Origin of the sequence: Rahnella perminowiae (genome assembly GCF_019049695.1) — a bacterium.
GTDB classification, from domain to species: Bacteria; Pseudomonadota; Gammaproteobacteria; order Enterobacterales; family Enterobacteriaceae; genus Rahnella; species Rahnella perminowiae.
In genome coordinates this window covers 1-26372 of the sequence record NZ_JAFMOT010000144.1, presented here as the reverse complement: position 1 = coordinate 26372, position 26372 = coordinate 1, and the positions used below count along the sequence as shown (strand labels likewise).

Below are 26372 nucleotides of genomic sequence, written 5' to 3'. Positions count from 1 at the left end.
CTTTTCGCAGCAACCAAAAAATTATATAAAATTTGACTTAGTGAAACCCTCACCCTGCAAGGGCTGCACGGTAATGCGGGGGAATTTTGCATATATAAAAAGGTATTAGCATCAATGTCACGCCTTGATAGCAGAAACATTCAGTTACACCATTTGCATGTCAATGCTGTGCATTATTTATCTAAAATATCGCCACAGGTATTTATCTGCGATTTAACTTTTTCATAAAAATTCAAAACACACTGCGAAATGTTTCTCATGGATATTTTGATCGCTTGTGGCCCTGAGTTATTCCGATCTATTTTCGGAAAAGGATGCAGTTTTGGCAGGGTTGCCAACATTATATTTTAAGAATCATTGGCAGCGTTTATCACTCTATAAGTAAGGGATAAGCATGTCTAATAGTTTCCAGAATGAAATTCCGAAAGCGCGCGTTAACATAAAGCTGGATTTACACACGGGTGGCGCGCAGAAGAAAGTCGAATTACCGTTAAAATTAATGGTAATGGGTGATTACAGTAACGGAAAAGAGAACCGTCCGTTATCTGAGCGCGAAAAAGTTAACATTAATAAGAATAACTTTAACAGCGTATTGGCTGAATTCAGCCCCTCACTGAACCTGACCGTAGAAAATACGCTGGCAGATGACCACGGCGAAGAAAATATCTCTCTCAATTTCAACGAAATGAAAGATTTCGAACCGGAACAAGTGGCCCGCCAGATCCCCCAACTGCGCGCGATGCTGGCAATGCGTAATTTATTACGTGACCTCAAATCCAATCTGCTTGACAACGCCACCTTCCGAAAAGAGCTCGAAACCATTCTCAAAGATCCTGCGCTGAGCAACGAGCTGCGCAGTGAGCTGAATGCCCTGGCACCAAAGGCGTAATTGCCTCCACTTAATGGATTAATGCGAGATAATGCTTATGTCAGTCAATACTGAAAATTCTTCTTCCAGCCAGACAACCGTTCTGGATCGCCCTGAAGCGGGCACTGTATACGCTTCCCTGTTTGACAAAATTAACCTGACGCCTGTGTCGTCACTGGGTGACCTGAACGATTTTCAGGACACGTCTGCACTGGCCGATGTTACCGCCGATCAGCGTGTCACAGCCGCTGTACAGGTATTTTTGGAACGCCTCAAGCTGTCCGGCCAGAATGTTGAACGTCTGGACAAAACCCTGCTCGACCATCACATCGCCGAACTCGACAGCCAGATCAGTCGTCAGTTAGACGTGGTCATGCATCATCCGGAATTCCAGCAGATTGAATCCGGCTGGCGTGGGCTGAAATTCCTGGTGGACCGTACCGATTTCCGCCAAAACGTCAAAATTGAACTGCTGGACGTTTCCAAAGACGACCTGCGTCAGGATTTCGAAGATTGCCCTGAAATCATTCAGAGCGGCCTGTATCGCCATGCCTACATTCAGGAATATGACACTCCGGGCGGCGAGCCTATCGGTTCTGTGATTTCCAATTACGAGTTTGACGCGTCAGCTCAAGATGTCGCATTGCTGCGTAATATTTCTAAAGTCTCTGCGGCGGCGCATATGCCGTTCGTGGGCGCAGTCGGCCCTAAATTCTTCCTGAAAGATTCCATGGAAGAAGTCGCCGCAATTAAAGATATCGGCAACTATTTTGACCGGGCGGAATACATCAAGTGGAAATCCTTCCGTGATTCCGATGATTCCCGCTATATCGGTCTGACCATGCCGCGCGTGCTGGGTCGCCTGCCTTATGGTCCGGATACCGTACCGGTACGCAGTTTCAACTATGTTGAAGAAGTGAAAGGCCCGGACCATGAGAAATATCTCTGGACCAACGCGGCATTCGCGTTTGCCGCCAATATGGTGAAAAGCTTCATTAAAAACGGCTGGTGTGTACAAATCCGTGGTCCACAGGCAGGCGGTGCAGTGACTGATCTGCCGATCCACCTGTACGATCTGGGCACCGGCAATCAGGTGAAAATTCCGTCTGAAGTAATGATCCCGGAAACCCGCGAGTTTGAATTTGCTAATCTGGGCTTTATCCCGCTGTCCTACTATAAAAACCGCGATTATTCCTGCTTCTTCTCTGCCAATTCGGCACAAAAACCGGCGCTCTATGACACTGCGGATGCCACGGCAAACAGCCGCATCAATGCCCGTCTGCCGTATATCTTCCTGCTGTCCCGCATTGCGCACTATCTGAAACTGATTCAACGCGAAAATATCGGTACCACCAAAGACCGCCGTCTGCTGGAACTGGAGCTGAATACCTGGGTCCGCACACTGGTGACTGAAATGACCGATCCGGGCGACGATCTGCAGGCTTCTCACCCGCTGCGTGATGCCAAAGTGACCGTAGAAGATATCGAGGACAACCCGGGCTTCTTCCGCGTAAAACTTTACGCCGTACCGCACTTCCAGGTGGAAGGTATGGACGTGAACCTGTCGTTGGTTTCTCAGATGCCAAAGGCTAAGGCATAAACGGAGAAACGATGAAAATTTATCGTCCGTTATGGAGTGACGGGGCCTTTCTGGCCCCGCAACAGTTCCAGCAACAAGCCCGCTGGGAAGCTTTTGTCGCCGATACTGTTGCGCATATGACGCTGGCCCATCCCTGGGGTGTTATTGAAGCGACTTTCGACACTGGCTCGTTGGCGCTGTCTCGCCTGAATGCCCTTCGTCTGGCGGTTCGCTTTCCCGACGGCACGCTGGTGGATACTGAACTGGCTGATAATCTCCCCCCTGCGTGTGATTTGTCAGCAATTGCTGATCGTGATCAGGTAGAGGTGGTGCTGGCGTTACCGCTGCTTTCTGCCAACGGCGGCAATCTTGATGATGGTCAGGACAGTGAGCGGCCGCGTCGCTGGCAGCAGGAATGGGTGACGGTGCAAGAATTATCAGGGCATGAACGGACAGAACTGGCGATCCAGCGTCATGCGATCACGCTGCGTTTTGCGTATCAGGAAAACAGTGCATATCTGACCTGCCCTGTCGTACGTCTTGTACGTAATGCGCAGGGTCAGTGGATGCAGGATGCGAATTTCATCCCGCCGATGCTTTCGTTATCTTCCAGTCCGACAGTGTTGACCGAACTGGGTGATTTGATCCATCGCCTGCAGATCCGCCGTCGCCGTCTGATGGAAATGCGCCGTGAAAGCAATGAACGGATGGCTGACTTTGCAGTGGCTGATGTGTCCTTATTCTGGTTGCTGAATGCGTTTAACAGCGCGGAACCGGTTCTGATGGAGCTTTATCAGTCTCCGGACCGCCATCCCGAACTATTCTATCGTGAACTGGTGCGGCTGGCGGGCAGTCTGCTAACGTTTTCTCTCGAGCATAAAGCTGAAGATATTCCTATGTATCAGCATGATGTGCCGGAGAAAGTTTTCCCTCCGCTATTCAGCCTGCTGGATGCCTTGCTCGAAGCCAGCTTGCCATCCCGTATGGTCGCGATTGAGCTGACACATGAAGCTCAGTTCTGGACAGGTTCCTTGCACGATGCCCGTCTGCGAGACGGTGCAGATTTCTACCTTTCCGTACGCTCCTCCATTCCTAACCACCTGTTGCAAACCCAGTTCCCCCTGCTTTGTAAAGCAGGCAGCTTTGAGGATGTTTCTGACGTAGTCAATGTGGCGCTGAACGGAGTGGTAATGAAGGCGCTGTCTCACGTCCCGGCGGCTATCCCGCTGCGTCTAGAGAACCAGTATTTTGCCCTGGATCTGAACAGCCCGGCTGCACGGACCATGCTGGACTCAGGCAACTGTGCCTTTTATACCCCCGGCTCGCTGGGCGAAATTAAACTCGAACTGTTTGCGGTGCTGCGCTCATGAGCAAAAAAAATACGTCTTTCATTGATGAAGTATTTTATCCCTGCTGGCTAATGGTCAGCCAGTTGCGTAACGGGCAGGAAATTAATGACGGAGAGGCCCTCTATCGTCGTGCCTGTGAATGGATTGACACTGCGCACGAGACGCTGTCAGCTGCCGGTTTTAGCGAAACCAGCTGTGACCATATGCTGTATACCCAGTGTGCTTTACTTGATGAAAGTATTCTCAATCGTCAGAAAAAGGACAGCGGCCACACGAAGTGGATTAAAGACCCGTTGCAGGCACGTTATTTCAATACGTTCAATGCAGGGGAAGAGTTTTGGGAACGCATCCGTAAGGTACTCCAGGAACCAGCACCGGATATCGCGGTGCTAACCTGTTTTTACCGGGCGCTGATGCTCGGCTTCGCTGGCCGTTATCGGGACCAAGGAGATGAGCGCAGGGAAGACGTTGTGCGCAAACTGAATCAGTTAGTACCGCCTTTTGCCTCGGCACAAGAAACGCCGATCGTTTCGCGTTCACTACGCCTTCGTTCAGGGCGCAAAACCTACTGGTTCTCATGGGTCGCGGGCATCGTAATACTGATTGCACTCTGGTTTGTATTAAACACACAGCTGACGCACATGGTTTCTAAACTGACAGGGAACCACTGACGGATGCGCGGATTAACACAGTTAATATTGCTGCCTTTAGCTGCCTGTTTGTCCCTGTGGCTCATTCTGGGTTTTTGGCCGCTTGGCATCGTCAGCCGTATTGTACTAAGCATGCTTGTGTCGATCATCAGCCTCACCATGGGTTATTTTCAGTGGCGCGGGTACAACCGCGATGAAATTGCTCAAGTAAAAATCGCAGATGCCATTCTCCCGCCTGAAGGTTTTCAAGGCGCTGTGGTGCTGGTTTGTGGCGACAGTATGCCGCTGTTCTCCGTATCCATCCCCTTCCGTGAAACGCGTCAGGGGTGGTATCTGCCGGTCGCATTGCCGGAAGATCTGCCGTTACTGGCGAAACATCTGGCAGCGGAGCGTCCGGCGCTTATTGCTCAGGTTTCTGTGTTGCTTGCCATTTTGCCTGAACAACATCAGGAAAAGGATGATTTAACACAGAGGCTACATGTCTGGCACCGGGCTATTGTGCAATGTAAAAGCTGGCTGGCAGGAGTTCCTCCCGTTTGGATCAGCACATGGCTCTCGCCTCCCTCGGCATCCGCCACTGAAACTGAACGCTGGTTCACCATCACGCCTGACTTTAAAGATGTTCAGGTCCAGGAAGCCGGTGCCGGTGTTATATCACTTGTGGAATGGAGCCAGCGATCAGATGCACGAAACAGTCAGGAAAAGTTAAGCGCTGTCTTCTGGATGGAGAGCCTGTTGCCGTGGCTTGAAACTCACGTAGGCAACATCCTCACTCAGCGACAAGGCGATGTCCCTGCCCTGATCCCCTGCGTCTGGGGAGCTTGTTTTACCCTCGTCACCGGTAGCCCGGACAATCTGTGGCAGGGTCATATAGATGGCATTACCACACTCACACCTCACGTTCACGAGGTGAAGGAATGTCTGCCATTGCCGGAAGTGTTGTTGCCTTATCTGCCACGCCGTCATGGCGTCTCTCGTCTTATGCAGGTCTGGCAGTTAGCAGGTTTGCTGTGTGGTGTTTTCCTCCTGTTTGCGCTTCTCGCATCGTTTGTTAATAACCAGCGTCTGGTACAAAGCGTGGGCGATCACCTTGCCCTGTATAACCGCCTCAGTGGCACTCCTCCATCACCTAAAACAGTTGCACAGCAGCAACTCCGTGCTGACGCCAGTTTGCTGGATGAATGGTTACGCAGCGGAGCGCCGATGCGCATGTCAGTGGGTTTATATCAGGGTATGCGGCTGATTGCGCCGCTTGAAGCCGCGATTAATAGCTGGTCACCACCTCCGCCACCACCGCAAGTACTTACGCAAATTGTGCAGGGACCGAAAACTATCCTGTTAGATTCCCTGTCGCTATTTGACGTGAGTAAATCTGAGCTCAAAACGGGTTCCACCAAAGTGTTGATCAACGCGCTGGTTGGAATCAAAGCTAAGCCGGGTTGGCTGATCGTGGTAGCAGGTCATACCGATATTACGGGGGATGAAAAATCCAACCAACTCCTCTCGTACCGGCGTGCAGAGTCAGTACGCAACTGGATGCGAGAGACCGGCGACATTCCGGAAAGTTGTTTTGCCGTACAGGGCTACGGCGCAACCCGCCCGATTGCAACAAACGACACCCCGGAAGGCCGTGCGGCTAATCGCCGTGTCGAAATCAGTCTGGTGCCACAGGCAGATGCCTGTCAGGCAACAGCAACCCCACATTCATCAAATGATTGATGAATGCTTAACCTTGAAAGGAGAACTACCCATGGCAATTCCTGTTTATCTGTGGCTGAAAGATGATGGCGGTGCGGACATTAAAGGTTCCGTAGACGTAAGAGATCGCGAAGGCAGCATCGAAGTCGTTGCACAGGATCACAACCTGTATATCCCGACCGATAACAACACCGGCAAACTGACAGGTACCCGTATTCACACCCCATTCCTGTTTACCAAAGAAATCGATTCCTCCAGCCCCTACCTGTACAAAGCCGTGACCACCGGTCAGACCCTGAAATCTGCTGAGTTCAAGTGGTATCGCATCAACGACGCAGGGCAGGAAGTTGAGTATTTCAACACCAAACTGGAAAACGTCAAGCTGGTGAAAGTCGCGCCAAAAATGCACGACATAAAAGATCCGGCTAAAGAGAAACACAACCACCTCGAAGCTATTGAGCTGCGTTACGAAAAAATCACCTGGACCTACAAAGACGGCAACATCATTCATTCCGATTCGTGGAACGAACGTACTACCGCGTAAGACCTTACAGCAGACGGTTCACCGTCTGCTGTTTTTGTTTGCTGAACCGCTGCCTGAGGATGAAGCAAACAAAAACAGAAACGGACATCGACCTTATGGGCCTGGGTTTCCTGCAACGGAAATGGCTAAGGGCGGTAGCGTACCCAAAAAAGGAACTCAGCATGGAACATCAGTCAGCCGTATTACTTCGCCGCTTAAACCCATATTGTGCCAAAGCGCTGGAGGGCGCCGCAACGCTCTGCCAGACCCGAGCCCACAGTGAAATCACTGTCGAGCACTGGCTGCTCAAATTGCTGGAACTGGGCGAAGGTGACATTACCGTACTGGCCCGCCGCTACGAGTGGGATATGGACGCCTTGTGGCAAAGCCTGTTGGCACATCTTGATGCGCTGCCACGCTCTGTACATTCCCGCCCGCAACTTTCTCCGGATCTGCAAATGCTGATGAAAGCGGGCTGGCTGGCTGCATCACTACAAGATGACAATGAGAACATCCGCAGTGTACATCTGCTGGAGGCACTGATGGCGCAGCCGCGCCTGCTGCGTTGTGAAGGATTATGGCCGCTGTTCAGCCTGAGCGAAGAACATATCCGTCGCCTGAAACCGGTGCTGGATACTTTGTCCGAAGAGCGCACGGCGCTACAGCAGCAGGAAAGCCTGAACCGTACGCCGTCATCGCTCTCCGATAATGCTGCTATTTCGCAACTTGATGCGGGTATGCGTGGTCAGTCATTAAGCGAAGCGCTGCAGGCCGCACTGAATAAATTTACGCTGGATGTCACCGCAAAAGCCAAAGCCGGTCAGATTGACCCGGTATTTGGTCGCGACAATGAAATTCGTCAGATGGTGGATATTCTGTCCCGCCGCCGTAAAAACAATCCGATTCTGGTCGGCGAACCGGGCGTAGGGAAAACCGCACTGGTTGAAGGCCTGGCCTTACGCATTGCGGAAGGCAATGTGCCGGAGAGCCTCAAAACCGTCTGTCTGCGTACGCTGGATTTGGGTCTGTTGCAGGCGGGAGCCGGTGTGAAAGGCGAGTTTGAGCAGCGCCTGAAAAACGTCATCAATGCCGTGCAACAGTCGCCGTCGCCGGTACTGCTGTTTATCGATGAAGCGCACACCATTATCGGAGCAGGTAATCAGGCCGGTGGTGCGGATGCCGCTAATCTGCTTAAACCTGCCCTCGCCCGCGGCGAACTGCGTACCATTGCCGCTACCACATGGTCTGAATATAAGCAGTATTTTGAGCGTGATGCGGCTCTGGAGCGCCGCTTCCAGATAGTCAAAGTCGATGAACCGGATGACGAGATGGCGTGCCTGATGCTGCGCGGTCTGAAATCCCGTTATGCCCAACATCATGGTGTCCATATTACTGACGACGCGGTGAAAGCCGCCGTCAGTCTATCCCGCCGCTACATTACCGGCCGCCAGTTACCCGACAAAGCCGTCGATCTGCTCGACACCGCCTCCGCCCGGGTGCGCATGAGCCTGGATACCCTGCCGGAAGACCTGACCCGCCTGAAGGCACAGATCACCGCGCTGGAAATGGAAGAGCAGGCATTGCTGGAAGACATCGTACTGGGCAGTAAAACCCACGGTGAACGTCTGGAACAGATTGAACAACAGACCGACAGCTTAGACGAACAACTTAATATACTGACTGCTCAGTACCACGCGGAAAAGGACCTCACACAGCAACTGCTGGAGACCCGTCAGGACATCAGCCGTCAGGAAGAAATTGCCAGCCTGCAAAAGCAACTCACTGATTTACAGTGCAACATCCCGCTGCTATCGCCGGATGTTGATGTGCGTACCGTTGCGACAGTGATTGCAGACTGGGCCGGCGTACCGCTGACCAGCCTGCTGAAAGACGAACAAACCGATTTGCTGCAGCTGGAAAAAAATCTCAATAAGCGCGTCGTAGGCCAGGATCATGCGCTGGCCGGCATGGCACAGCGTCTGCGTGCCGCCAAAACCGGCCTGACGTCTGAGGACGGCCCGCTGGGCGTATTCCTGCTGGTCGGCCCGAGCGGCGTAGGTAAAACAGAAACAGCTCTCTCGCTTGCCGACTGCCTGTTCGGCGGCGAAAAATCGCTGATCACCATCAACCTCAGTGAATATCAGGAAGCACATACCGTTTCCCAGCTAAAAGGCTCACCTCCGGGCTACGTCGGTTACGGGCAGGGTGGCATTTTGACGGAAGCCGTACGCAAACGTCCTTACAGCGTCGTCCTGCTCGATGAAGTGGAAAAAGCGCACCGTGACGTCATCAATCTGTTCTATCAGGTGTTCGACCGCGGTTTTATGCGCGACGGCGAAGGACGCGAAATCGACTTCCGTAACACCGTGATCCTGATGACCGCCAACCTCGGCAGCGACCACCTGATGCAACTCCTGGATGAACAACCGGAAGCGACCGACAGCGATTTGCAGGAATTGCTGCGCCCGATCCTGCGCGATCATTTCCAGCCCGCGCTGCTCGCCCGCTTCCAGACGCTGATTTATAAACCGCTGAACGCTGCGGCCATGCGCACTATCGTCGAGATGAAACTGGCGCAAGTCGCCAGACGTCTGAGCAAATATTACGGCCTGCGCTGTACCATCGAAGAAAGCCTGTACGACACGCTGGTCGGTGCCTGCCTGCTGCCTGATACCGGTGCGCGCAACATCGACAGCCTGCTTAATCAGCAGGTCCTGCCGGTGCTCAGCCAGCAATTACTGCAACGCATAGCCGGGCAACAGCGCACCACCGCGCTGGCACTGGGCTGGGATGAGGAAGACGGGATTACGCTGGAATTTGACGACCAGGAAACGCTTTCACTCCAATACGTATTATGATTTTCACTTTAAAGGAAACGTATATGTCAGGCGGAGAAGGACAGCTCAGGAGAATGACTCCGGGGGAAGTCAGATTAGCGCAAACGCTTTACGGCGAACAGATCAACTACTCAACAGTCTGGATCCATTGCGGCAGCTACCTTCCGTTCGGTTTACAGGCGAAGAATGTCGCCATGACGCCAAACGGAGAGGTTTATTTCCGGGAAGGCTATTATTACGCTGACTTTTCATCAGACAGAATAAGCATAGACAGCAGGCATGTTTTTTTACATGAACTCTGCCACGTCTGGCAGTATCAGCATGGCATGCTGGTTAAACTTCGCGGACTATTCAGTTGGGCTGCAAATTATCATTATGATTTAACTAAAAACCGTCTGTCTGACTATTCCATGGAACAACAAGCCTCTATTGTCTCAGATTATTATGTGTTGCGGGATATGGGATATAGCACCTGGCAAGGACTGTGGGGCAATAACTTTATTAATAAAGACAGTTATTATGCTGATGTCGATCTTATACGTATGTATGAGAGCATTCTGGGTTCATTTCCGTCACCGGAGGCACTATGAAGATAACAATATTAATGCTTGTTTTTCTGCTCACCGGATGCCTGGGTGACAGGATCCCTTGGGATATCGCTGAAGTAGAACAGTCTGACGGACAAGTGTGCGTATATTCCTCGGAGACAGATGAAAACGCGGTCTTCGAACGGATGAAAATACAAAAAACAGGGGAATCGAATGAGTTTATTGTCAATTTCACTGAAAAAATATATGCCAGAAATAGCTGCTTACCTTTAATGGGCTATGCATTTATCGCTAATAATGAATATAACGTGAGCTTTTCAGTCATTGACACCCAAAACGGAAGTAGAGAAGTGTTTGCGGCTACGTTTATAGCTAAATAGTTCCTGCCAATTTAATCATTCAAAGGACACATATTACCGGAGCATGATTTGCTGACTCAGGGTAATGCAGAAGGATGCAAAATGAATATTATCGATACATTAACCGATACAGCTAATTCGCTCTCCGGAAGCCTGAATCGTTACCGACTCGATGTTCAGAGCTGTGATGTGTATCTCGACGTGGAGTCTTTTACGGGACAGGAAGAAATAAGTTACGGGTATCGTTACAAAATCGATTTCACCTGCGCCAATAAAGATATTGATGCGAAAACGATGTTAAGGCGTAGCACAACGCTGACGATGCAAACCGCAGGGGTTTTGGTTCCAGGTATGTCGATGCCGCACGTGCAAAAAGTCGTACATGGCGTGGTGACTCATTTCACCCGTCTGACAGGCTCAGCGGATGAAGCCCATTATCAGATTACCGTTGAACCCTTCTTCGCACTTTTAGGTAATCAGAAGCGCTCACATCGATTCTTTCTCCAAAAATCCATCCCTGAGGTTGTTGAACAGATTCTGCGCGAACACAACTTCAAAGGATGGGAGTTTCAGTTCAATTTAAAACTGAGCTATCCGAAGCGTGAACAAATTAACCAATTTGATGAAAGTGATCGGGCGTTTATCGAGCGTTTATTGGCCGAAGTAGGGATTTTCTATACCTTCACGCTTCAGGAAGACACACAAACCGAGATAGTGGTATTTGGCGATAAACAAAGTTGCTACCAGTTTGGTAAGACATTGCCATTGGGTAATCCGGCTGGGATGAATGATAACGGCGTCGAAGCGGTATGGGGTCTGGCACTGCGCCATCAGGTTGTCGAGGCGTCGGTACTGGCTAAAGATTATAACCATCGGGAAGCCCAGCTTTCACTGGTTTCCGCACGGGCAGATATGAGCCGGGGTGACGGTGATGGCATCACTTATGGGGATGTCTACCAGTACCAGCCCCGCCATTTAGTTCGCGGTGACGCAATGACACCCGCACCGGAAAGCGGCAACTTTTGGGCACGTCTTGAGCATGAGCGTTTTTTAGCAGCACAAACCCAACTGAGTGGAAGTAGCACGGATGCGACGTTGGTCCTGCTACAAGTGCTCACTGTCCAGGAAAGCACTCTGCCACCTACCCTTCCGGCAGTCTGGCAATCGCCCGTCGTCATCACTGGTTTACGTTTTGCCGGAAGCAGGGCGACTTCATTATCGGTGAACTTTACCGCTGCCCCCTACAGCGAAACCCTGTGCTGGCGCCCTGCTCTTAAACCGCGTCCTAAAGTCAGCGGTACGATGATGGCACGCGTCACAAGCGCAAAAGCCAACGACATCTATGCCTGGCAAGATGCTGCGGGGTTATATCGCGTCAAATTCGATGCTGATCAGGATGAAAAGGCGCAGGGTCAGGAAAGCATGCCCGTCCGCCTCGCCAAACCTTATGGCGGCGATGTCTATGGTATCCACTTCCCGCTGATCCAGGGCACTGAAGTGGCGATCGCGTTCCACGACGGTGACCCTGATCGCCCGTATATCGCGCACGCGCTTCATGATTCACGTCATACCGATCACGTCACCGAGAAAAACAACACCCGCAACGTCATCCGCACGCCTGCAAATAACAAACTGCGCATGGAAGATAAGCGCGGCGAAGAACACATCAAACTCAGCACCGAATATGGGGGTAAAACCCAGCTGAACCTTGGGCATAATGTGGATGCTAAACGCGGACAGCGCGGTGAAGGGTTTGAGCTGAGAACGGATAAATGGGGAGCGATACGCGGCGGGAAAGGGATTTTTATCACGGCAGATACGCAGCCGGGAGCCAGCGGTCAAATGCTGGAAATGGACGATGCAATAGCCCAGCTTGAACAAGCGCTCACTCTGGCCAGGAGCATGTCGAAAGCCGCACAAACAGCAAAGGCAACTCCAGGTGATACAGATTTCCAGCAGACACTGAATAAGTCCCTCAGCAAGATGAAAGCTCCGGGTATTGTCATAACAGCCCCGGACGGCATTGGCCTCGTAAGTCCAAAAGCCATACGCGTGGCATCCGGCAATGAAAGCGTTGCCGTGGTTTCGGGCAGAAACACGGATATAAGCAGCGGTAAATCCTTCACTGTTTCAGCCCGGGATTCCGTAAGCCTCTTTGCACAGAATACAGGAATGCAGTTTTTTGCCGGTAATGGCAAAGTCGATATTCAAGCACAGGCCGATGAACTCGCTGCCTCAGCTCAAAAAGATGTGGCTATCACCAGCAAGGAAGGAAAAGTGACGGTGAATGCCAGCCAGGAATTGATACTTAACTGCGCAGGGGCCTACATCAAGATTAGCGATGGTAATATCGAGCTGGGTGCGCCGGGTAATATTTTTTTGAAAGCCGCTAATGTACAGAAAATGGGCTCCTCAAGTCTCGACTCTCCTAAGTTTGAATTCCCAAAAGGTTATAGCGGAGGATTTACTCTTAAAGATCCTGAATCCGGGCAAATAAAGCCCTTCACAAAATATAAAATCACCACAGGTGAAGGTGAAATATTTGAAGGATTCTCAGACACAGCAGGAAAGACGGCTGATATAAATTCAATTACCCCAACCAGTATGCAGGTAGGTTTCCCTGATGAGATCCCCACTGAAGGTCCCGGACATTAGGTTAAAGTAAGCTATGACTACCTATAAATACGGTAAACAAAAGATCTTCACCCAGACCTACCTTGAGGGTGATGATAACTGGGCTCCTGAAGGGAAATCCTGGCACTGGCAGCCTGTAATGGCTGATGATATCTATGAAAGCAAAGGAAAATAAGTATGAAAAATAAATTTAATAACATCTAATTATTCTGGGCAGCAATGGATTTTTTATACATAGTGAGATTTGTCTGGCTGAATATACAACAAGGGAGAATTCCTCTTATAGATGACATTCTCTCCTTTAGCAAAATTTACCCTGAGCATGGAACTTCATCAGTTGTTATATTTTCCACATCCCTTCTTCTTAATGTTTCTATTATATTCTCGGTTATTGTTCTAGTTAAGAAATGGAAAGGGGTTAATTTTCTAATTTATTTGCAAATACCTTTCCGCCTGTTATTGCTCACGCCATCGTTGTCTTTTCTTCCCTGGCTATTCAAAAGCCTCGGTATTAGCAGTGTGCTAGTTTTAATTTTAGCAGTCATTGTTTCAGAAATGATCAAAGTATATTCATTAAAAGTTGCACAAAAAAGCGTTTAGAAATGAAACGGAAATTACAATAACAAACATGGAGCGACATAATCTATGGCAACGCAACAGGCATACACTTCGGCATCTCCTAAAAATCATGATGCCTATACTGGTAAGCAGAAACCCTATTGGGTTGAAATACAATTGGTAGACGAAGAAGGAAAAGCCGTCGCCAATATGCCATGGCAGGCAGAAAACAGCGCAACGCCAGGAGGTTATGAGAAAGAACTCAACGGGACCAGCGATGCAACTGGCCTGATAAGAATAGAGCCTCGCTATGGCAGCGAACTAAGATTATTTATCGATGCCCAACCGCTGGTTAAAGAGATGGAACAACGCTCACTGCGGGTTAGCCGTGAACCCAATGATTCTACCGTACGCAATGATGCTGAGGAAAACGGGCATATCTGGCACTACGCGGTTATAGGTGAATTATGCCGGACAGTACCGGATATTGAACGGCGAGACGGTGAGCCTTTTCCGCCTCCATTCCATTTCCCTGCAGATAAATCACTTAAAGGTTTTAAAATAAGAACCAATGAGCTTGAACAACGGCATGTCATTGAGATTTGTCCTTTCAGAGCCTGGGAACTGGTTTTGCATCATCAGAAAGATTATTCTATGGCGAATGCCATTAATTTAGGGGCCGCAGCGTCACTGGCCTATGCGGATGATAGTATGTTTGACACGGCTTCAATTAGCCGCTTCTTCCTGACTCAATGCCAGGATTTGTTTAAATTACCGCAATTGCGCAAAGGAAATTATATCACGAACACGCTGGCTCATGATGTTCCTTTCAGCGAGCGTTATCATCCCCCAGTTTTTATGGATACTTCGAGAGATACATCGGGAGGTTATGGTGAGAATGGTGAAGAGAAACCGTCAATTGCAGGAAATGGCGATACACAACTTTTTTACGCTTATAACAACGATAAAATGATTATATCGTGGAGAGGGACTGCAGGTTTATATGATGTTGGAACAGATTTAGTATTTCGCCCCGTTAATACTGAAACTTGCGAGATAAATAAAGTACAATGCGCTACGCTATTCCCAAAAGGGAAAGTGCATGAAGGATTTTGGAATGGATACAGTAGAATTGGGGCTAAGTTTAAAGAAAAGTTTGAAATTTTAAATGATTTATCGGAACGTTTGGATCTTTTTATTTGTGGCCATAGTCTTGGCGGGGCATTAGCGCTAATAAATTCGGCATTTCTTAAAGATTACAACCCTGTTTTTTACAGTTATGGAATGCCGCGCACCTTTACCAGAGATTCCATAGCACTATTATCAGATCTCATTCACTTTCGACATGTCAATGACAACGATCCCGTCCCTGCCGTGCCACCAGAAGCAAACGTGGATAATTACTTATACGAACTGTGGGGACCTGTCGGTGGCGTTCTGGGGGGACTATGGTCTTCCCTTATTGAATTACCAGCCTGGCAAATAAAGCAATGGGGCGATTGCTTCTGGCACCACGGTAACCCTGTTGTATTTCTTACAACCACGCAGAGCAGGGAATGGAAAGATTGCAAAAGAACTTATCCTGTAGCTGCCGGTTGCATAACATTAAAAAGCCGAATGCCAGTAAAAACCAAACTCTATCTGGTGCCAGCACTGGCCGAAAAGGTCGCTCAGGAAGCAGGGCAAGATCAGAAAGGATTTATCAACTCCCTCACACAAGAAGATTTAGCGAAGTACTTCCCTGAGGGGAAAAACCCCAACAGGGGTGCAGACCTCACCTTTGGTGATCATTTTATGACCGCCTATATGCCCTATATCAATAATAAACTTCTTGAGTTAATAGATGACAAAGGTCTGAGTAAGGATAAGCATTTCACAGAGCACAAAGAGAATGTCAAAAAATTTGTAGAACAAATGTCAGAAGAAAGTTTTGAAATTCCAAAAAATGAGTCTGAAAGAAACATCAACTTCCTGACGTTGGAAACTATGTTGGAAAAGACCTTACTGTCTACCCTGAAAATTAAAAATGGAAAAGATTCCCTGGAACGTTTTGCTCATTATGGGGAAGAGGAAATTGAAAATGCATAAGCGACTCAATGTTCTGGCGAGCTGTGTTTCAGTTCTTGTTTTAAGTAGTTGCGCCAGAGCAACGGATAAAACATTGTCTCCACCCTCAGATACTCAATGGGTTAATGTGGAAGTTCAAAACCCGTCACCTTATACAAAACCGTTTCCACTTGAGGTCAGGTATATCTCTCATAAATGTATGAAAAAAAGAATTAGCGGTGTTGATGGTTCTGTCATTACCGAACCTAGCTATAACGTCATTAAAATCCCGGTGCAGCAGGGAGACAATGATCTCTGGAAGGCAAAGATTGCGATGACCGGTGGTGGATCCTGCAACTGGACGTTGAGTGCATTTAATCTGGGGATTGAATATATTGATGCCACACACCTCGGGAAAGATTTGGTAACAGGTACCGCCGTGGGGGCTACTATTGCATTTGATGATGATGCATCTAGGAATGGACAATTCTCTTCTGTTTATGGCAACTTAAACCTCTCTCCAAAATATTTCCCTTATATAAGAGAGCGGAAATTAGGTAAAAAGGAGAATAGCCTTTCATTATTAGGAAAGGAAAATTTTATCTCACTACGAGCTTTTAATTTGAGCGAGATTATATTCAAACCACAATTGGATGAAAGTAAAGTGGTAAAATTTATTGGCTTGGAAAAAAAAACCAAGGGAAGTTACCCTAAAATAGTTTATCCAAATGGAACAACCGCGCCTGAAAGAACGCTTTTTCCTAATTTTGATTTGGTTGATAAAATGAAGGTTAAATAATTGATAACTTAAAGGAACTCCAAAATGAACAACAAATCAAAAAAATTAATAGCCTTTCTATCTATTTTATCAAACAGTGGCTGCGCAGTTACAGCAGACCGTAGCTTATCACCACCCTCTGATACCCAATGGGTTAATGTGGAAATCAAAAAACCTTCACATTATACAAACCCTTTCCACTTGAGGTCAGGTATATTTCTCATAAATGCATGAATGAGAAGTAGGATTTAGGGATATTATATTTATTAGCTCCGTCGTGGGCATTTTACGAGAAAACCAACCTCAAGAATATTAAATAGTATTGCGCAGTTCCTCCCGACCAAAAAATAAATCAAGACAAAATTTAAAATTCGCATATTTAAATTACCTTTAACGTTATTTCATCAATATTACTTAAACCTCAAATAAAAGGAATTCTCATGCCAAAAGGTTTCGTATTACTCGGCGATAAAACCACACACGGTGGCTCTGTTATTTCAGCCTCTTCAACCATGATTGTAAACGGAAAACCTGTCGCCTTAATAGGTGACAAAGTCAGTTGCCCTGTTCCCTTTCACGGTGTTAACCCTATTGTAGAAGGTTCACCCGAATGGTCCTCAGACGGTAAAGCCATTGTGGTGGATGGCTGTAAATGCCTTTGCGGTTGTCAGGTCATCTCCAGTGCTCCGGATTGCGCAATAGGATAAGTCATGGGCTGGGAACGTCAAAAACCCTTTACGACTGAACAACCCTCACCTCCTTCTTCCGGCGGCTGGTTAATCAGTGGTGTGCTGGCGGTGATTGCCAGTGTGTTGCTATTCGTTTTACATGCTTCCGGATCACTAAGCGTGCTGAAACCGATCAATATCTGGTTATTCGCGCTGATTCCCGTCGTGCTCTGGATACTGACTTTCAGTACCTGTGGTTATCTTTATGGCCGCGAAATGGAGCGTTTCCAGTTCTTCCAGCGTGAGGCTGAACACGCTCAGCAACAATGGACCGCGTGGGCAGAACGTTATATCGCAGTATCCGCAAGTTGCGTGATGCTACCGGACAGTATTTCAGCAGCACTGTTACAACAAAATCTGAGAGGTTTACCGCAGCAACAGGGGTTGGTTCGCCACATTGATTATTTGAAAGATAACAAGTCGGTAATTAATACGTTGCTGGAAGGTATTCAGAGTGCCCTGCAGATACTCCCCCCTGAGTTAGCACTTCAGGTCACGGTATTAACCGATGAACCCGAATCAGGCAGGCAGAAATTATTCGCCCTGTTTGATGAGTGCTGGCAGACCCGTGCGCCTGAAAACCTTCGTCCTGCATCGCTGAACATCACCGATCAGCTTTCATTCCGGTCACTTGATGAAAGACTCGGGCAACCGGAATCTACGGTGCAGTTGATTTTGGTGAAGCAGATGCACGGGGATACACGTTATTCCGACGGTCTGGCCGCATTGTTGTTCACCAGTGATGATGTCGCGCAAAAATATGCTCTGCCACACATCGTCCGTGTACTGCGTCCTATGCCGCTGCATGTGGATAATCTCAACGAAGAGCTGACATTGCTTCTTACAACACAAACGCAGGCTTGCCAGACTACTAGCGTCCTGGGTGATCACCAAAAATGGACCGCGTCCTCCGCCGCAGTTATCACCATCGGAAATGCAGTTGGCACCCGATGGCAGGCAGAAAATATTCTGACAGTCGAAACATATTGCGGCATTCAGGGACCTTACTCTCCCTGGTTTACCCTCGCGCTGGGGGCTGATTTTGTTCATATCGGACAACAATCTTGGTTAGCGTTATCCACAACAGGAGCAGAAAATTTTGTTTACACCATCGCAACAGGGAGTGGGGATGAGCGTATTAAGTAGGCTCTGGCGTTTTGGGGGCCTGACGGTTCTGCTGCTGGCTGTATTCAGCCTCATTGGATGGGCTGTCTGGCATCACGGGGAACGACTCGGTCTCGATACTACCGGCAAAAAAGCCGCAGCCTTCCTGATGATCTGCTTGCTAGGAGCAGTGCTGCGTTTTGGCCCTGCGCTGCTGCGACTGGTGCAACAACTCATGCACCGCGAAGAAGAAAAAAAACAGAACGTCCTGCCGGGAAGTGAAGAACGTCTGCTGCAAACACCGCCGCGCCACGTCACGGTAACCGAAATCCGCGAAGCCCTGCGCCAGACTTACGGCCGCTTCTGGTCACACAAAGTCCGTATTTTGCTGCTTACCGGCAGCGCTGCCGATGTTGAGCGTCTGACTCCCGGCCTGACATCGCAATACTGGCAGGAAGACAGCGGCACCGTGTTGTTGTGGGGTGGCGATCTGGCCGCGCAGGCCGACAGCGCATGGCTTGTTGCACTGCGCCATTTGCGCCGCCGCCCGCTGGATGGCCTGGTTTGGGTGACATCTGCACTGGCGCAGCATACGGAGAATGGTCAGTTGCAGACGCAAACGCCTCTCTCTGCCGACATGATGGATAGCGCCGCGAAAGCGTTTTCAGTTCGCTTTGATCTGCTGGGATGGCGACTGCCGTTGTACGTGTGGTCACTGCATTCAGCGGGAAATCAAAATAAAGCCCGTATCACGCAACCTGTGGGCTGCCTGCTGCCTGCCGCCTGCAAACCGGATGAACTGAGAAAACAACTTACCGCGCTGGTGCCGACGTTGATCGAACAAGGCATGCAGCAAATCGGCGTCAGCAGGCAGAATCTGTTTTTGTTGCAGCTTGCTGATCAACTCGCACATAAACCGGACTTTATTGCTGAACCTGTGGCCGCGTTGCTCAACCCTTACCGCCCTTCTCCCCTTGCAGGCATCATGTTCAGCCCGGCATCTGTCAATGCACAGCGCACGGTAAAACATCACTGGGGCAAGGATAACCGTTGGGATGTTTTGCTCGGCTCACTGTCGTCATTACCCGCAGGGCTGGCGGTCAAAAAGCTCGGGTTCGCGTGGGGTAAAACGTGCGGCATGATTGCAGCAGGTGTGATGGTGTTATGGGGCGCGGGAATGGTGATGTCCTTTATCGTTAACCGCCAGACGATTAATACCAGCGAAGCGCAGGTGAAACAGGCTGCGGATGTGAAGCAGGCGCTACCACTGCGACTCAAAGCCCAGCGCGAACTGCAAAACACGCTCGACAGGCTTCAATACCGCCAGCAGCATGCACCCTGGTTTAGCCGGTTCGGACTGAATCAGAATGATCCTCTGCTGGCTGCACTTTGGCCACAGTATGCCGCCAGTGCGATGCCTCTGTTACGTGACGCCGCCGCTCAGTACCTTGAAGACAAGCTCACCACATTCACCGGTCTTCCACCAGGTGATCTGCGCCGGGATGCATTGGTGAAGCCCGCTTACGACCAGTTAAAGCTCTACCTGATGCTGTCACGCCCTGAAAAAATGGATGCGGCATGGTTCAGCAAAACGTTACTGAGCGACTGGCCGCAACGCAAAGGAGCACCGGATGGTGTATGGCAGGGAGAAGGTCCTTCCCTGCTGGATTTTTATGGCCGTAACCTTTCCCGTCATCCGGAATGGCAACTTTCTGCAGATGAAAATCTTATCGGTCAGGTTCGTACCTTACTGGTTCGCATGATGGGTGCCCGTAACAGTGAATCCTCGCTTTATCAGAAAATGCTTCTACAGGTCGCTCACCAGTATGCAGATATGACGCTGGCTGATATGGCTGGCGATACGGATGCTGAAAAGATATTGACCACGGATGCCGTGGTGCCGGGCATGTTCACCCGTAAAGCCTGGGAGGAGTCCGTCAAACCGGCGATTGATAAAGTGGTCAATGGACGACGTGAAGAAATGGACTGGGTGCTGAGTGACAACAAAACCGCCGTGTTGCAGCAGGATTCACCTGAAGCACTTCAGGCACGCCTGAAAGAACGCTATTTCGCAGACTTCTCCGCAAGCTGGCTGGATTTCTTGAACAGTCTGCACTGGCAACAGGCACAAACACTGTCAGATGCTATCGATCAGTTGACCCTGATGGCGGACGTGCGTCAGTCGCCACTGGTGGCGCTGATGAATACCCTTAACATACAAGGCAAAACCGGTCAAAGCGGCGAAGCTTTATCTGACTCGCTGGTGAAATCTGCAAAAAATCTCTTAAACCGTGATGAACAACCGGCCATAGATCAGCAGGCCGGTGCACAAGGTCCGCTGAATGCGACGTTTGGTCCGATACTGACATTGATGGACAAGAAAGCCAGTGGGCAAGGCAATGCCAGTCTCAGTCTGCAAACCTTCCTGACGCGGGTTACGCAGGTGCGTCTTAAACTTCAGCAAGTTGTGAATGCCGCCGATCCGCAGGCAATGACGCAAACACTGGCACAGACAGTATTTCAGGGCAAAGCGGTTGATCTGACAGAAACCCGCGATTACGGCAGTCTGGTGGCCGCGAGTCTGGGTCAGGAATGGAGCGGATTCGGACAGACAATATTTGTCCGGCCGATGGAGCAGGCGTGGCAGCAAGTTCTGACCCCGGCGGCAGAAAGTCTGAACGCGCAATGGCAGACAGCCATCGTCAATGACTGGAACAGCGCATTCGGTGGTCGTTATCCGTTAAAAAATACCAGCAGCGAAGTGTCACTGCCGCTGATGGCCCGCTATCTCAACAGCGACAGCGGTCGCATCGCCCGCTTCCTGCAAACCCGTCTGAACGGCGTCCTGCACAAAGAAGGCAGCCACTGGGTGCCGGACAGTATCAATGCACAAGGACTGACCTTCAGCCCTGTCTTCCTGAAAGCCCTGGATACCCTGAGCTACCTGTCTGACGTGGTTTTCACCAACGGCGAAGCAGGTGTGCATTTTGAACTGCGTCCGGGTACAGCCAAAGATGTCATGCAGACAGATCTGGTGATCGACAGTCAGAAACTCAGCTATTACAACCAGCTTCCGACGTGGAAACGCTTCACCTGGCCGAATGATACCGAAGCGCCCGGCGCAAGCCTGAGCTGGATAAGCACACAGGCAGGCACACGTCAGTTCGCCGATCTGCCGGGTGCCTGGGGGTTGATACGTCTGCTCGATAAAGCCGCCGTTGCGCCGTATCAGGGCGTGAGCAGCAGCTTTAACATCACCTGGAAAGCACCAGATGGCAGACGGCTGAATTACACCCTGCGCACGGAGGCGGGTGAAGGTCCGCTGGCGTTGCTGAGATTGCGAAACTTCACTCTCCCCGCGCAGATTTTCCAGGTTAAGGCGGCACGGGTTGCCTCTGTAGAAAAACCTTTTGATCCCGACGCTGTCGCTGAGGAGCCGTAATGTCCACATTAATTACCCTACAGAATGCATGTTCTGCTGAAACTTCGTCTCTGTTAGCACAGGCACAACAGCAAGCCTTGCTTTGGGATAACTGGCTCCATCCGGTAACCGCAGAAGCGCCAACTGGCGAAGACCCGGGTTATGACGATAGCTTCCAGCAGATGCGTGAAGAGGTAAACAAACTTTCCGGCGCGGATACTTCTCTGACCTGCGAACTGGCGGAAAATTTGCTCATCACGCACTGCAAGGACGTCCGCGTTGCCACCTATTACATCTGGGCGCGCTTGCATCGCGACGGTGAAGCCGGGCTGGCCGATGGCCTTTCCCTGCTGGCCGGGTTGATCTCACGCTTTGGTGAAACCCTGCATCCGTTGCGGCCAGCCAGCAGGAAAGCCTCGCTGGAATGGCTGTCGGGTTCACGCATGCTCGACAGTCTCTCGCTGTTCCCGGAAGTGGATAAGGCTGATTTTTCCCGCATCGTGGGCGCACTGGCTTTAATTGAGCAAGGATTAAGTACGTGGGAGCAATCCTCCCGACCGCAGTTTGGGGCACTCTATGCCGCGCTGGAAAACCGCCTTGCACAGTCCGGCGGTTTTGACGCTGTCATTCCGCAAAACAGCAGAACTACAAGCATTCAGCATTCAGCTGCAACCGGAGAATCCCCGGTACTGAAGCCGGTCACCTCCGGGCGTGAACTCTTAGAACAGGCCAGATTGCTGGCGCAATACCTGCGTGATCAGCCATCCGGCTGGCTCTCAGGTCATCATCTGATTAAAAGCATCCGCCTGGATACAGTGCATGAACTGCCTCCCCTTGCTGCTGATGGCCGGACCCGTCTGGCGCCTCCGAAACCGGAACACCGCGCGTTGCTCAAGCGACTTTATCTGCAGCAAAGCTGGCTGGAGTTGCTGGAGCAGACAGACAGCCTGTTCGCTCAGGGCGTGAATCATCTCTGGCTGGATTTGCAATGGTATCTCCATCAGGCGCTGATCAAAGCGGGCGCACCCTATGAAGCCTGGGCTGACATCATTAAGCAGGATTTAAACGGAATGCTCACCCGCTTACCCGGTCTCGAAGGGCTGGCATTTGATGATGGCACCCCGTTCGCCGATGAAGTCACACTGAATTGGATCAACCAACAGGTTATGACATTTCAGGAAAGCTGGGGTAACGAACCCTCTGCATCGGCGTCCACAGCAGGCAATGACGATATTCTGCAACTTGAACCGGAAGCGCTGGCACAGGCTGACAGTAGCGGCGTAGAAGCCGCCCTGAACTGGCTGCAAAACCGCCCCGGTGCCCGCACGCCCCGCCATCAATGGTTGGTACGTCTGCTGATGGCCCGCGTTGCCGAGCAATACGGCAAAAATGACATGGCGCTGCATCTGCTGGGGGAACTGGACAGCAATGGCTCCACGCTCACCCTCACGCAATGGGAACCTGAACTGCTGTTTGAAGTGAAAGCCAGACGCCTGAAACTCCTGCGCATGAAATCCGGGCGCGCAGACACCGACAAATCGCGGCTGCATGGTGAAATGGAGAATCTGCTGGTGGGGTTAATTGCTATTGATCCTGCACGTGCTGCGGTGTTGTGTGGCTAATAAATATAAGGAGATACCCGCATGATGGATATTGCACAAAACCTGCTGTCGCTCTCGAAAACCACCCTGAACCGTTATCGCCTGACAGTACCTTCCTGTCAGGCCTTGCTGGATATGGAGAGTTTCACCGGCAACGAAGGCATGAGCCAGCTTTATCGCTACACCCTCACCTTTACCAGTACGGAAAAAGATATCGACCCCCGCCAGCTACTCCGCCAGCCGGCGACGTTCACCATGGGCACAGGTCCGCTGGAAAGCCTGTCTGCACAAAAAATCGTACATGGTGTGATCACGGATTTTAGCCGGATATCAGGCTCAGCGGATCAGGTGCAATATCAGGTAACGCTTGAGCCCTTTCTGGCACTGCTTGCAAATCAGTTTCGTACACACCGCTTCTTTGTGAACAAATCCGTTCCTGACGTTATTGAACAGGTGCTGACCGAACACGGCCTCAAAGGCTGGGAGTATGAATTTTCGCTGAAACAGGTATACCCGAAGCGCGAACAGATAAACCAGTTTCAGGAAAGCGATCTGGCCTTTATCGAGCGCCTGCTTTCTGAACTGGGGATATTTTATTTCTTCACCCTGCAACCTGATGCGCAGACTGAAATCATCCACTTTGCCGATAAGCAAAGTGCTTACTATTTCGGTAAAACTCTGCCGCTGAACAGTCCGTCCGGGATGAGCGACAGCGGTGCGGACTCCGTCTGGGGCGTAAATATTCAGCACAGCGTAGTTCAGGCATCCGTCACCAGTAAAGATTACAACTACCGTGAGGCGCAGCGGGTTTTACAGTCTGCCAGAGCAGACATGACCCGCGGAGCGGGCGAAAGCATCACTTACGGAGAGGTGTATCACTACAAACCGCGCCATCCGGAAACGGGCGACAAAACCGACCCTGCGGCTGAAACCGCCAACTTTATGGCGCGCCTCGACCACGAACGCTTTTTGTCACAACAAACAATCCTTTCCTTTTTTAGTAACGATGCCACATTGCAACCCGCGCAGGTGCTGACGATTACCGACCGTGCGATCCCTTCAACGCTGCCAGAATTGCTGTCATCCGCGGTCGTATTGATCCACACCCACTTCAGCGGCAGCCGCCAGAATGCCCTGAAAGTCAGGCTCAACGCGGTACCTTACAATGAAACCCTGTGCTGGCGCCCTGCTCTGCTGCCCCGTCCCGTGGTCAGCGGCACCCTGATGGCGCGTGTCACCAGCGCCAAAGCCAATGATATTTATGCCTGGCAGGATACATCAGGGCTGTATCGGGTCAGATTCGATGCCGACCTGGATGGTAAAGCGCAGGGTCAGGAAAGTATGCCGGTGCGCTTCGCCAGACCTTATGGCGGTGACGAGTATGGTATCCACTTCCCGCTGATACAGGGCACGGAAGTGGCGATTGCCTTCCACGACGGCGATCCGGACAGGCCGTATATCGCGCATGCGCTGCATGACTCACGCCACACCGACCACGTCACGGAGCAAAACAACACCCGTAACGTCATCCGAACGCCAGCCAACAATAAGCTGCGGATGGAAGACAAACGTGGCGAAGAACATATCAAGCTCAGCACGGAATACGGCAGCAAGACACAGCTCAACCTCGGGCATAGCGTCGATGCCAGCCGTGCGCTGCGCGGTGAAGGCTTCGAACTGCGCACCGATGAATGGGGCGCAATTCGGGCCGGAAAAGGGATATTCATCAGCGCCGATGAACAACCTGCTGCAAGTGGTAAACAACTGGAGATGGACGAAGCCATTGTCCAGCTTGAACAGGCGCTGACGCTGGCACGCAGTCTGGCGAAGATGGCGGAAATCGCCAAAGCCACACCGGGCGATACCGACAGCCAGAAAGCGCTCAATGCTTCACTGGAAAAGCTGAAAGCCGCGGGCATCCTGATGTCCGCACCCCAGGGCATTGGTATCGTCAGCCCGTCTGCGGTGCGCCTTGCCTCCGGCAGCCAAAGCGTCGGAATTATGTCGGGTAGCAATATCGACATCAGCAGCGGCAAATCCTTTACCGTCGCCGCAGGCGAAAGCATCAGTTTGTTTGCTCAAAAATCCGGCATAAAGCTCTTCGCCGGAAAAGGGAAAGTCGACATTCAGGCACAGGGTGACGAATTATCGGCGCTGGCCAAAAACGACATCACCGTGACCAGCACGGAAAGCACCGTCACTATCACCGCCGCCAGAGAGCTGATCCTGACCTGCGGCGGCGGCTACATCAAACTCAGTGACGGCAACATTGAAATCGCTGATCCGCAAAACATCCTGTTTAAATCAACCAACTGGCAAAAGATGGGACCGGCAAGTTTGAATAAACTCTTTCCTCGCTTCCCGAGTGCTGACACTGAAATGCCATCAGATAAAGAAGAGGCCGAAATTCCTCCGCAGACTTTGCGAATTAACGTACCGCAGGCACCTAATGCTCTGGATACCAGCTGGGCAGGCATGCCGTACACGCTGTATGCCGATGATGCAGAAGTGAAAAAAGGCGTGCTGGATAAAAGCGGAAAAGTCGACATCGAGCACAAGCCGCAAACCCAAAGTTACCGGCTGGAAATGGCGAATGGCATTCACTATCAGATCCCGGTAGTGAGTGCTTATCGCAATCAGGAACAAGGCGAACTGGCGAACCGGGGTTTTCATCATCATACCTCTCAGCCTGACGCTGATATTAACCCGCCAGCCTCACACACCGAGCACCGCAATCTTTATAAAGAACTCCTGGATGGCTTCGGTGATAAGGAAGAGTACTGATGAGTCAAAATGATATTGTTTCTCCCGTCTCTGTTGTTGATACCAGTCAGTGCACCATCATTCCGCCCTGGTTTGTGGAAGGCACTGAATTCCCGCCTGCTCCCGCGACCTATAAGCCTTTGGTCAACGGCGAAGAAGCTTTCCGCGCAGTGCATGAAGCCATCGCCAATGCCAAGAAGACCTGACCTGCTCCCCGTTGATTAATACACCACGATGTTAGTAATGTCTTCATAAGCCACATGAGGACATCCCCATGAAGAAGCGTTTTTCCGACGAACAGATCATCAGTATCCTCCGCGAGGCTGAA

At 50.7% G+C, this 26372-nt stretch carries 19 protein-coding genes; all 19 read left to right on the top strand.

What is annotated here, in order from left to right; all coding sequences use genetic code 11:
* Window positions 1–394 precede the first annotated feature (394 nt).
* The 19 genes from tssB to J1781_RS01820 all read left to right on the top strand — a co-directional run bounded on the left by tssB (window position 395) and on the right by J1781_RS01820 (window position 26250).
* Complete coding sequence (gene tssB / locus J1781_RS01910) at window positions 395–889, top strand: type VI secretion system contractile sheath small subunit (protein ID WP_129953529.1); 495 nt, start codon at window positions 395–397, stop codon at window positions 887–889.
* Window positions 890–920: 31 nt separating this feature from the next.
* The gene (tssC, locus tag J1781_RS01905; protein ID WP_129953528.1) at window positions 921–2468 is read left to right on the top strand and encodes a type VI secretion system contractile sheath large subunit; all 1548 of its coding nucleotides are present in this window, start codon (window positions 921–923) and stop codon (window positions 2466–2468) included.
* Between the two features lie 11 nt (window positions 2469–2479).
* Window positions 2480–3817, top strand: coding sequence for a type VI secretion system baseplate subunit TssK (gene tssK / locus J1781_RS01900; protein WP_129991028.1), 1338 nt, complete (start codon window positions 2480–2482; stop codon window positions 3815–3817).
* A complete protein-coding gene (tssL, locus tag J1781_RS01895) occupies window positions 3814–4467 on the top strand; it encodes a type VI secretion system protein TssL, short form (protein WP_129991029.1) in 654 nt (217 codons plus the stop codon). The genes tssK and tssL overlap by 4 nt, the downstream gene beginning before the upstream one ends.
* A gap of 3 nt (window positions 4468–4470) precedes the next feature.
* The gene (locus J1781_RS01890; RefSeq protein WP_217219308.1) at window positions 4471–6165 is read left to right on the top strand and encodes an OmpA family protein; all 1695 of its coding nucleotides are present in this window, start codon (window positions 4471–4473) and stop codon (window positions 6163–6165) included.
* Between the two features lie 31 nt (window positions 6166–6196).
* Entirely contained in the window at window positions 6197–6688 is a 492-nt protein-coding gene (gene hcp / locus J1781_RS01885; RefSeq protein WP_129953524.1) for a type VI secretion system effector Hcp, read from the top strand.
* 161 nt (window positions 6689–6849) lie between these two features.
* Window positions 6850–9525 carry a type VI secretion system ATPase TssH gene (gene tssH, locus J1781_RS01880; RefSeq protein ID WP_217233129.1) on the top strand — a complete coding sequence of 892 codons (2676 nt, stop codon included), beginning with the start codon at window positions 6850–6852 and terminating at the stop codon, window positions 9523–9525.
* Between the two features lie 23 nt (window positions 9526–9548).
* On the top strand, window positions 9549–10094 hold the full coding sequence (locus J1781_RS01875) for a type IV secretion protein Rhs (RefSeq protein WP_129991032.1): 546 nt from the start codon (window positions 9549–9551) through the stop codon (window positions 10092–10094).
* Entirely contained in the window at window positions 10091–10432 is a 342-nt protein-coding gene (locus J1781_RS01870) for a putative T6SS immunity periplasmic lipoprotein (RefSeq protein WP_217138922.1), read from the top strand. The genes J1781_RS01875 and J1781_RS01870 overlap by 4 nt, the downstream gene beginning before the upstream one ends.
* A gap of 81 nt (window positions 10433–10513) precedes the next feature.
* Window positions 10514–13066, top strand: coding sequence for a DUF2345 domain-containing protein (locus J1781_RS01865; RefSeq protein ID WP_217233128.1), 2553 nt, complete (start codon window positions 10514–10516; stop codon window positions 13064–13066).
* 13 nt (window positions 13067–13079) lie between these two features.
* A complete protein-coding gene (locus tag J1781_RS01860; protein ID WP_217138924.1) occupies window positions 13080–13220 on the top strand; it encodes a hypothetical protein in 141 nt (46 codons plus the stop codon).
* 470 nt (window positions 13221–13690) lie between these two features.
* Window positions 13691–15691 (top strand): Tle2 family T6SS lipase effector, encoded by a 2001-nt coding sequence (locus J1781_RS01855; RefSeq protein WP_217233127.1) that lies wholly within the window; start codon window positions 13691–13693, stop codon window positions 15689–15691.
* On the top strand, window positions 15684–16448 hold the full coding sequence (locus tag J1781_RS01850; protein ID WP_217233126.1) for a hypothetical protein: 765 nt from the start codon (window positions 15684–15686) through the stop codon (window positions 16446–16448). Before J1781_RS01855 ends, J1781_RS01850 begins: the two co-directional genes overlap by 8 nt.
* Before the next feature lie 419 nt (window positions 16449–16867).
* Complete coding sequence (locus J1781_RS01845) at window positions 16868–17134, top strand: PAAR domain-containing protein (RefSeq protein WP_129953516.1); 267 nt, start codon at window positions 16868–16870, stop codon at window positions 17132–17134.
* A gap of 3 nt (window positions 17135–17137) precedes the next feature.
* Window positions 17138–18301 (top strand): KPHS_23130 family T6SS system protein, encoded by a 1164-nt coding sequence (locus tag J1781_RS01840; protein ID WP_217138928.1) that lies wholly within the window; start codon window positions 17138–17140, stop codon window positions 18299–18301.
* Window positions 18285–21701 (top strand): ImcF-related family protein, encoded by a 3417-nt coding sequence (locus J1781_RS01835; protein WP_217233125.1) that lies wholly within the window; start codon window positions 18285–18287, stop codon window positions 21699–21701. Before J1781_RS01840 ends, J1781_RS01835 begins: the two co-directional genes overlap by 17 nt.
* A complete protein-coding gene (tssA, locus tag J1781_RS01830) occupies window positions 21701–23302 on the top strand; it encodes a type VI secretion system protein TssA (RefSeq protein WP_217219301.1) in 1602 nt (533 codons plus the stop codon). Before J1781_RS01835 ends, tssA begins: the two co-directional genes overlap by 1 nt.
* Window positions 23303–23326: 24 nt before the next feature.
* Window positions 23327–26065: a type VI secretion system Vgr family protein gene (locus J1781_RS01825; RefSeq protein ID WP_217219304.1), complete on the top strand. Its 2739-nt coding sequence runs from the start codon at window positions 23327–23329 to the stop codon at window positions 26063–26065.
* Entirely contained in the window at window positions 26065–26250 is a 186-nt protein-coding gene (locus J1781_RS01820) for a hypothetical protein (RefSeq protein WP_238483451.1), read from the top strand. The genes J1781_RS01825 and J1781_RS01820 overlap by 1 nt, the downstream gene beginning before the upstream one ends.
* The last annotated feature ends 122 nt before the right edge of the window (window positions 26251–26372 follow it).

Excerpts from the sequence above, each read along its gene's own strand:
- J1781_RS01820 (WP_238483451.1), top strand. The coding sequence starts at position 26,065 with ATGAGTCAAAATGATATTGTTTCTCCCGTCTCTGTTGTTGATACCAGT.
- J1781_RS01860 (WP_217138924.1), top strand. The coding sequence starts at position 13,080 with ATGACTACCTATAAATACGGTAAACAAAAGATCTTCACCCAGACCTAC.
- tssL (WP_129991029.1), top strand. The coding sequence starts at position 3,814 with ATGAGCAAAAAAAATACGTCTTTCATTGATGAAGTATTTTATCCCTGC.
- tssH (WP_217233129.1), top strand. The coding sequence starts at position 6,850 with ATGGAACATCAGTCAGCCGTATTACTTCGCCGCTTAAACCCATATTGT.
- J1781_RS01855 (WP_217233127.1), top strand. The coding sequence starts at position 13,691 with ATGGCAACGCAACAGGCATACACTTCGGCATCTCCTAAAAATCATGAT.
- J1781_RS01875 (WP_129991032.1), top strand. The coding sequence starts at position 9,549 with ATGTCAGGCGGAGAAGGACAGCTCAGGAGAATGACTCCGGGGGAAGTC.
- J1781_RS01835 (WP_217233125.1), top strand. The coding sequence starts at position 18,285 with ATGAGCGTATTAAGTAGGCTCTGGCGTTTTGGGGGCCTGACGGTTCTG.
- J1781_RS01870 (WP_217138922.1), top strand. The coding sequence starts at position 10,091 with ATGAAGATAACAATATTAATGCTTGTTTTTCTGCTCACCGGATGCCTG.
- J1781_RS01890 (WP_217219308.1), top strand. The coding sequence starts at position 4,471 with ATGCGCGGATTAACACAGTTAATATTGCTGCCTTTAGCTGCCTGTTTG.
- tssC (WP_129953528.1), top strand. The coding sequence starts at position 921 with ATGCTTATGTCAGTCAATACTGAAAATTCTTCTTCCAGCCAGACAACC.
- J1781_RS01840 (WP_217138928.1), top strand. The coding sequence starts at position 17,138 with ATGGGCTGGGAACGTCAAAAACCCTTTACGACTGAACAACCCTCACCT.
- tssB (WP_129953529.1), top strand. The coding sequence starts at position 395 with ATGTCTAATAGTTTCCAGAATGAAATTCCGAAAGCGCGCGTTAACATA.
- tssA (WP_217219301.1), top strand. The coding sequence starts at position 21,701 with ATGTCCACATTAATTACCCTACAGAATGCATGTTCTGCTGAAACTTCG.
- J1781_RS01845 (WP_129953516.1), top strand. The coding sequence starts at position 16,868 with ATGCCAAAAGGTTTCGTATTACTCGGCGATAAAACCACACACGGTGGC.
- hcp (WP_129953524.1), top strand. The coding sequence starts at position 6,197 with ATGGCAATTCCTGTTTATCTGTGGCTGAAAGATGATGGCGGTGCGGAC.
- J1781_RS01825 (WP_217219304.1), top strand. The coding sequence starts at position 23,327 with ATGGATATTGCACAAAACCTGCTGTCGCTCTCGAAAACCACCCTGAAC.
- J1781_RS01865 (WP_217233128.1), top strand. The coding sequence starts at position 10,514 with ATGAATATTATCGATACATTAACCGATACAGCTAATTCGCTCTCCGGA.
- J1781_RS01850 (WP_217233126.1), top strand. The coding sequence starts at position 15,684 with ATGCATAAGCGACTCAATGTTCTGGCGAGCTGTGTTTCAGTTCTTGTT.
- tssK (WP_129991028.1), top strand. The coding sequence starts at position 2,480 with ATGAAAATTTATCGTCCGTTATGGAGTGACGGGGCCTTTCTGGCCCCG.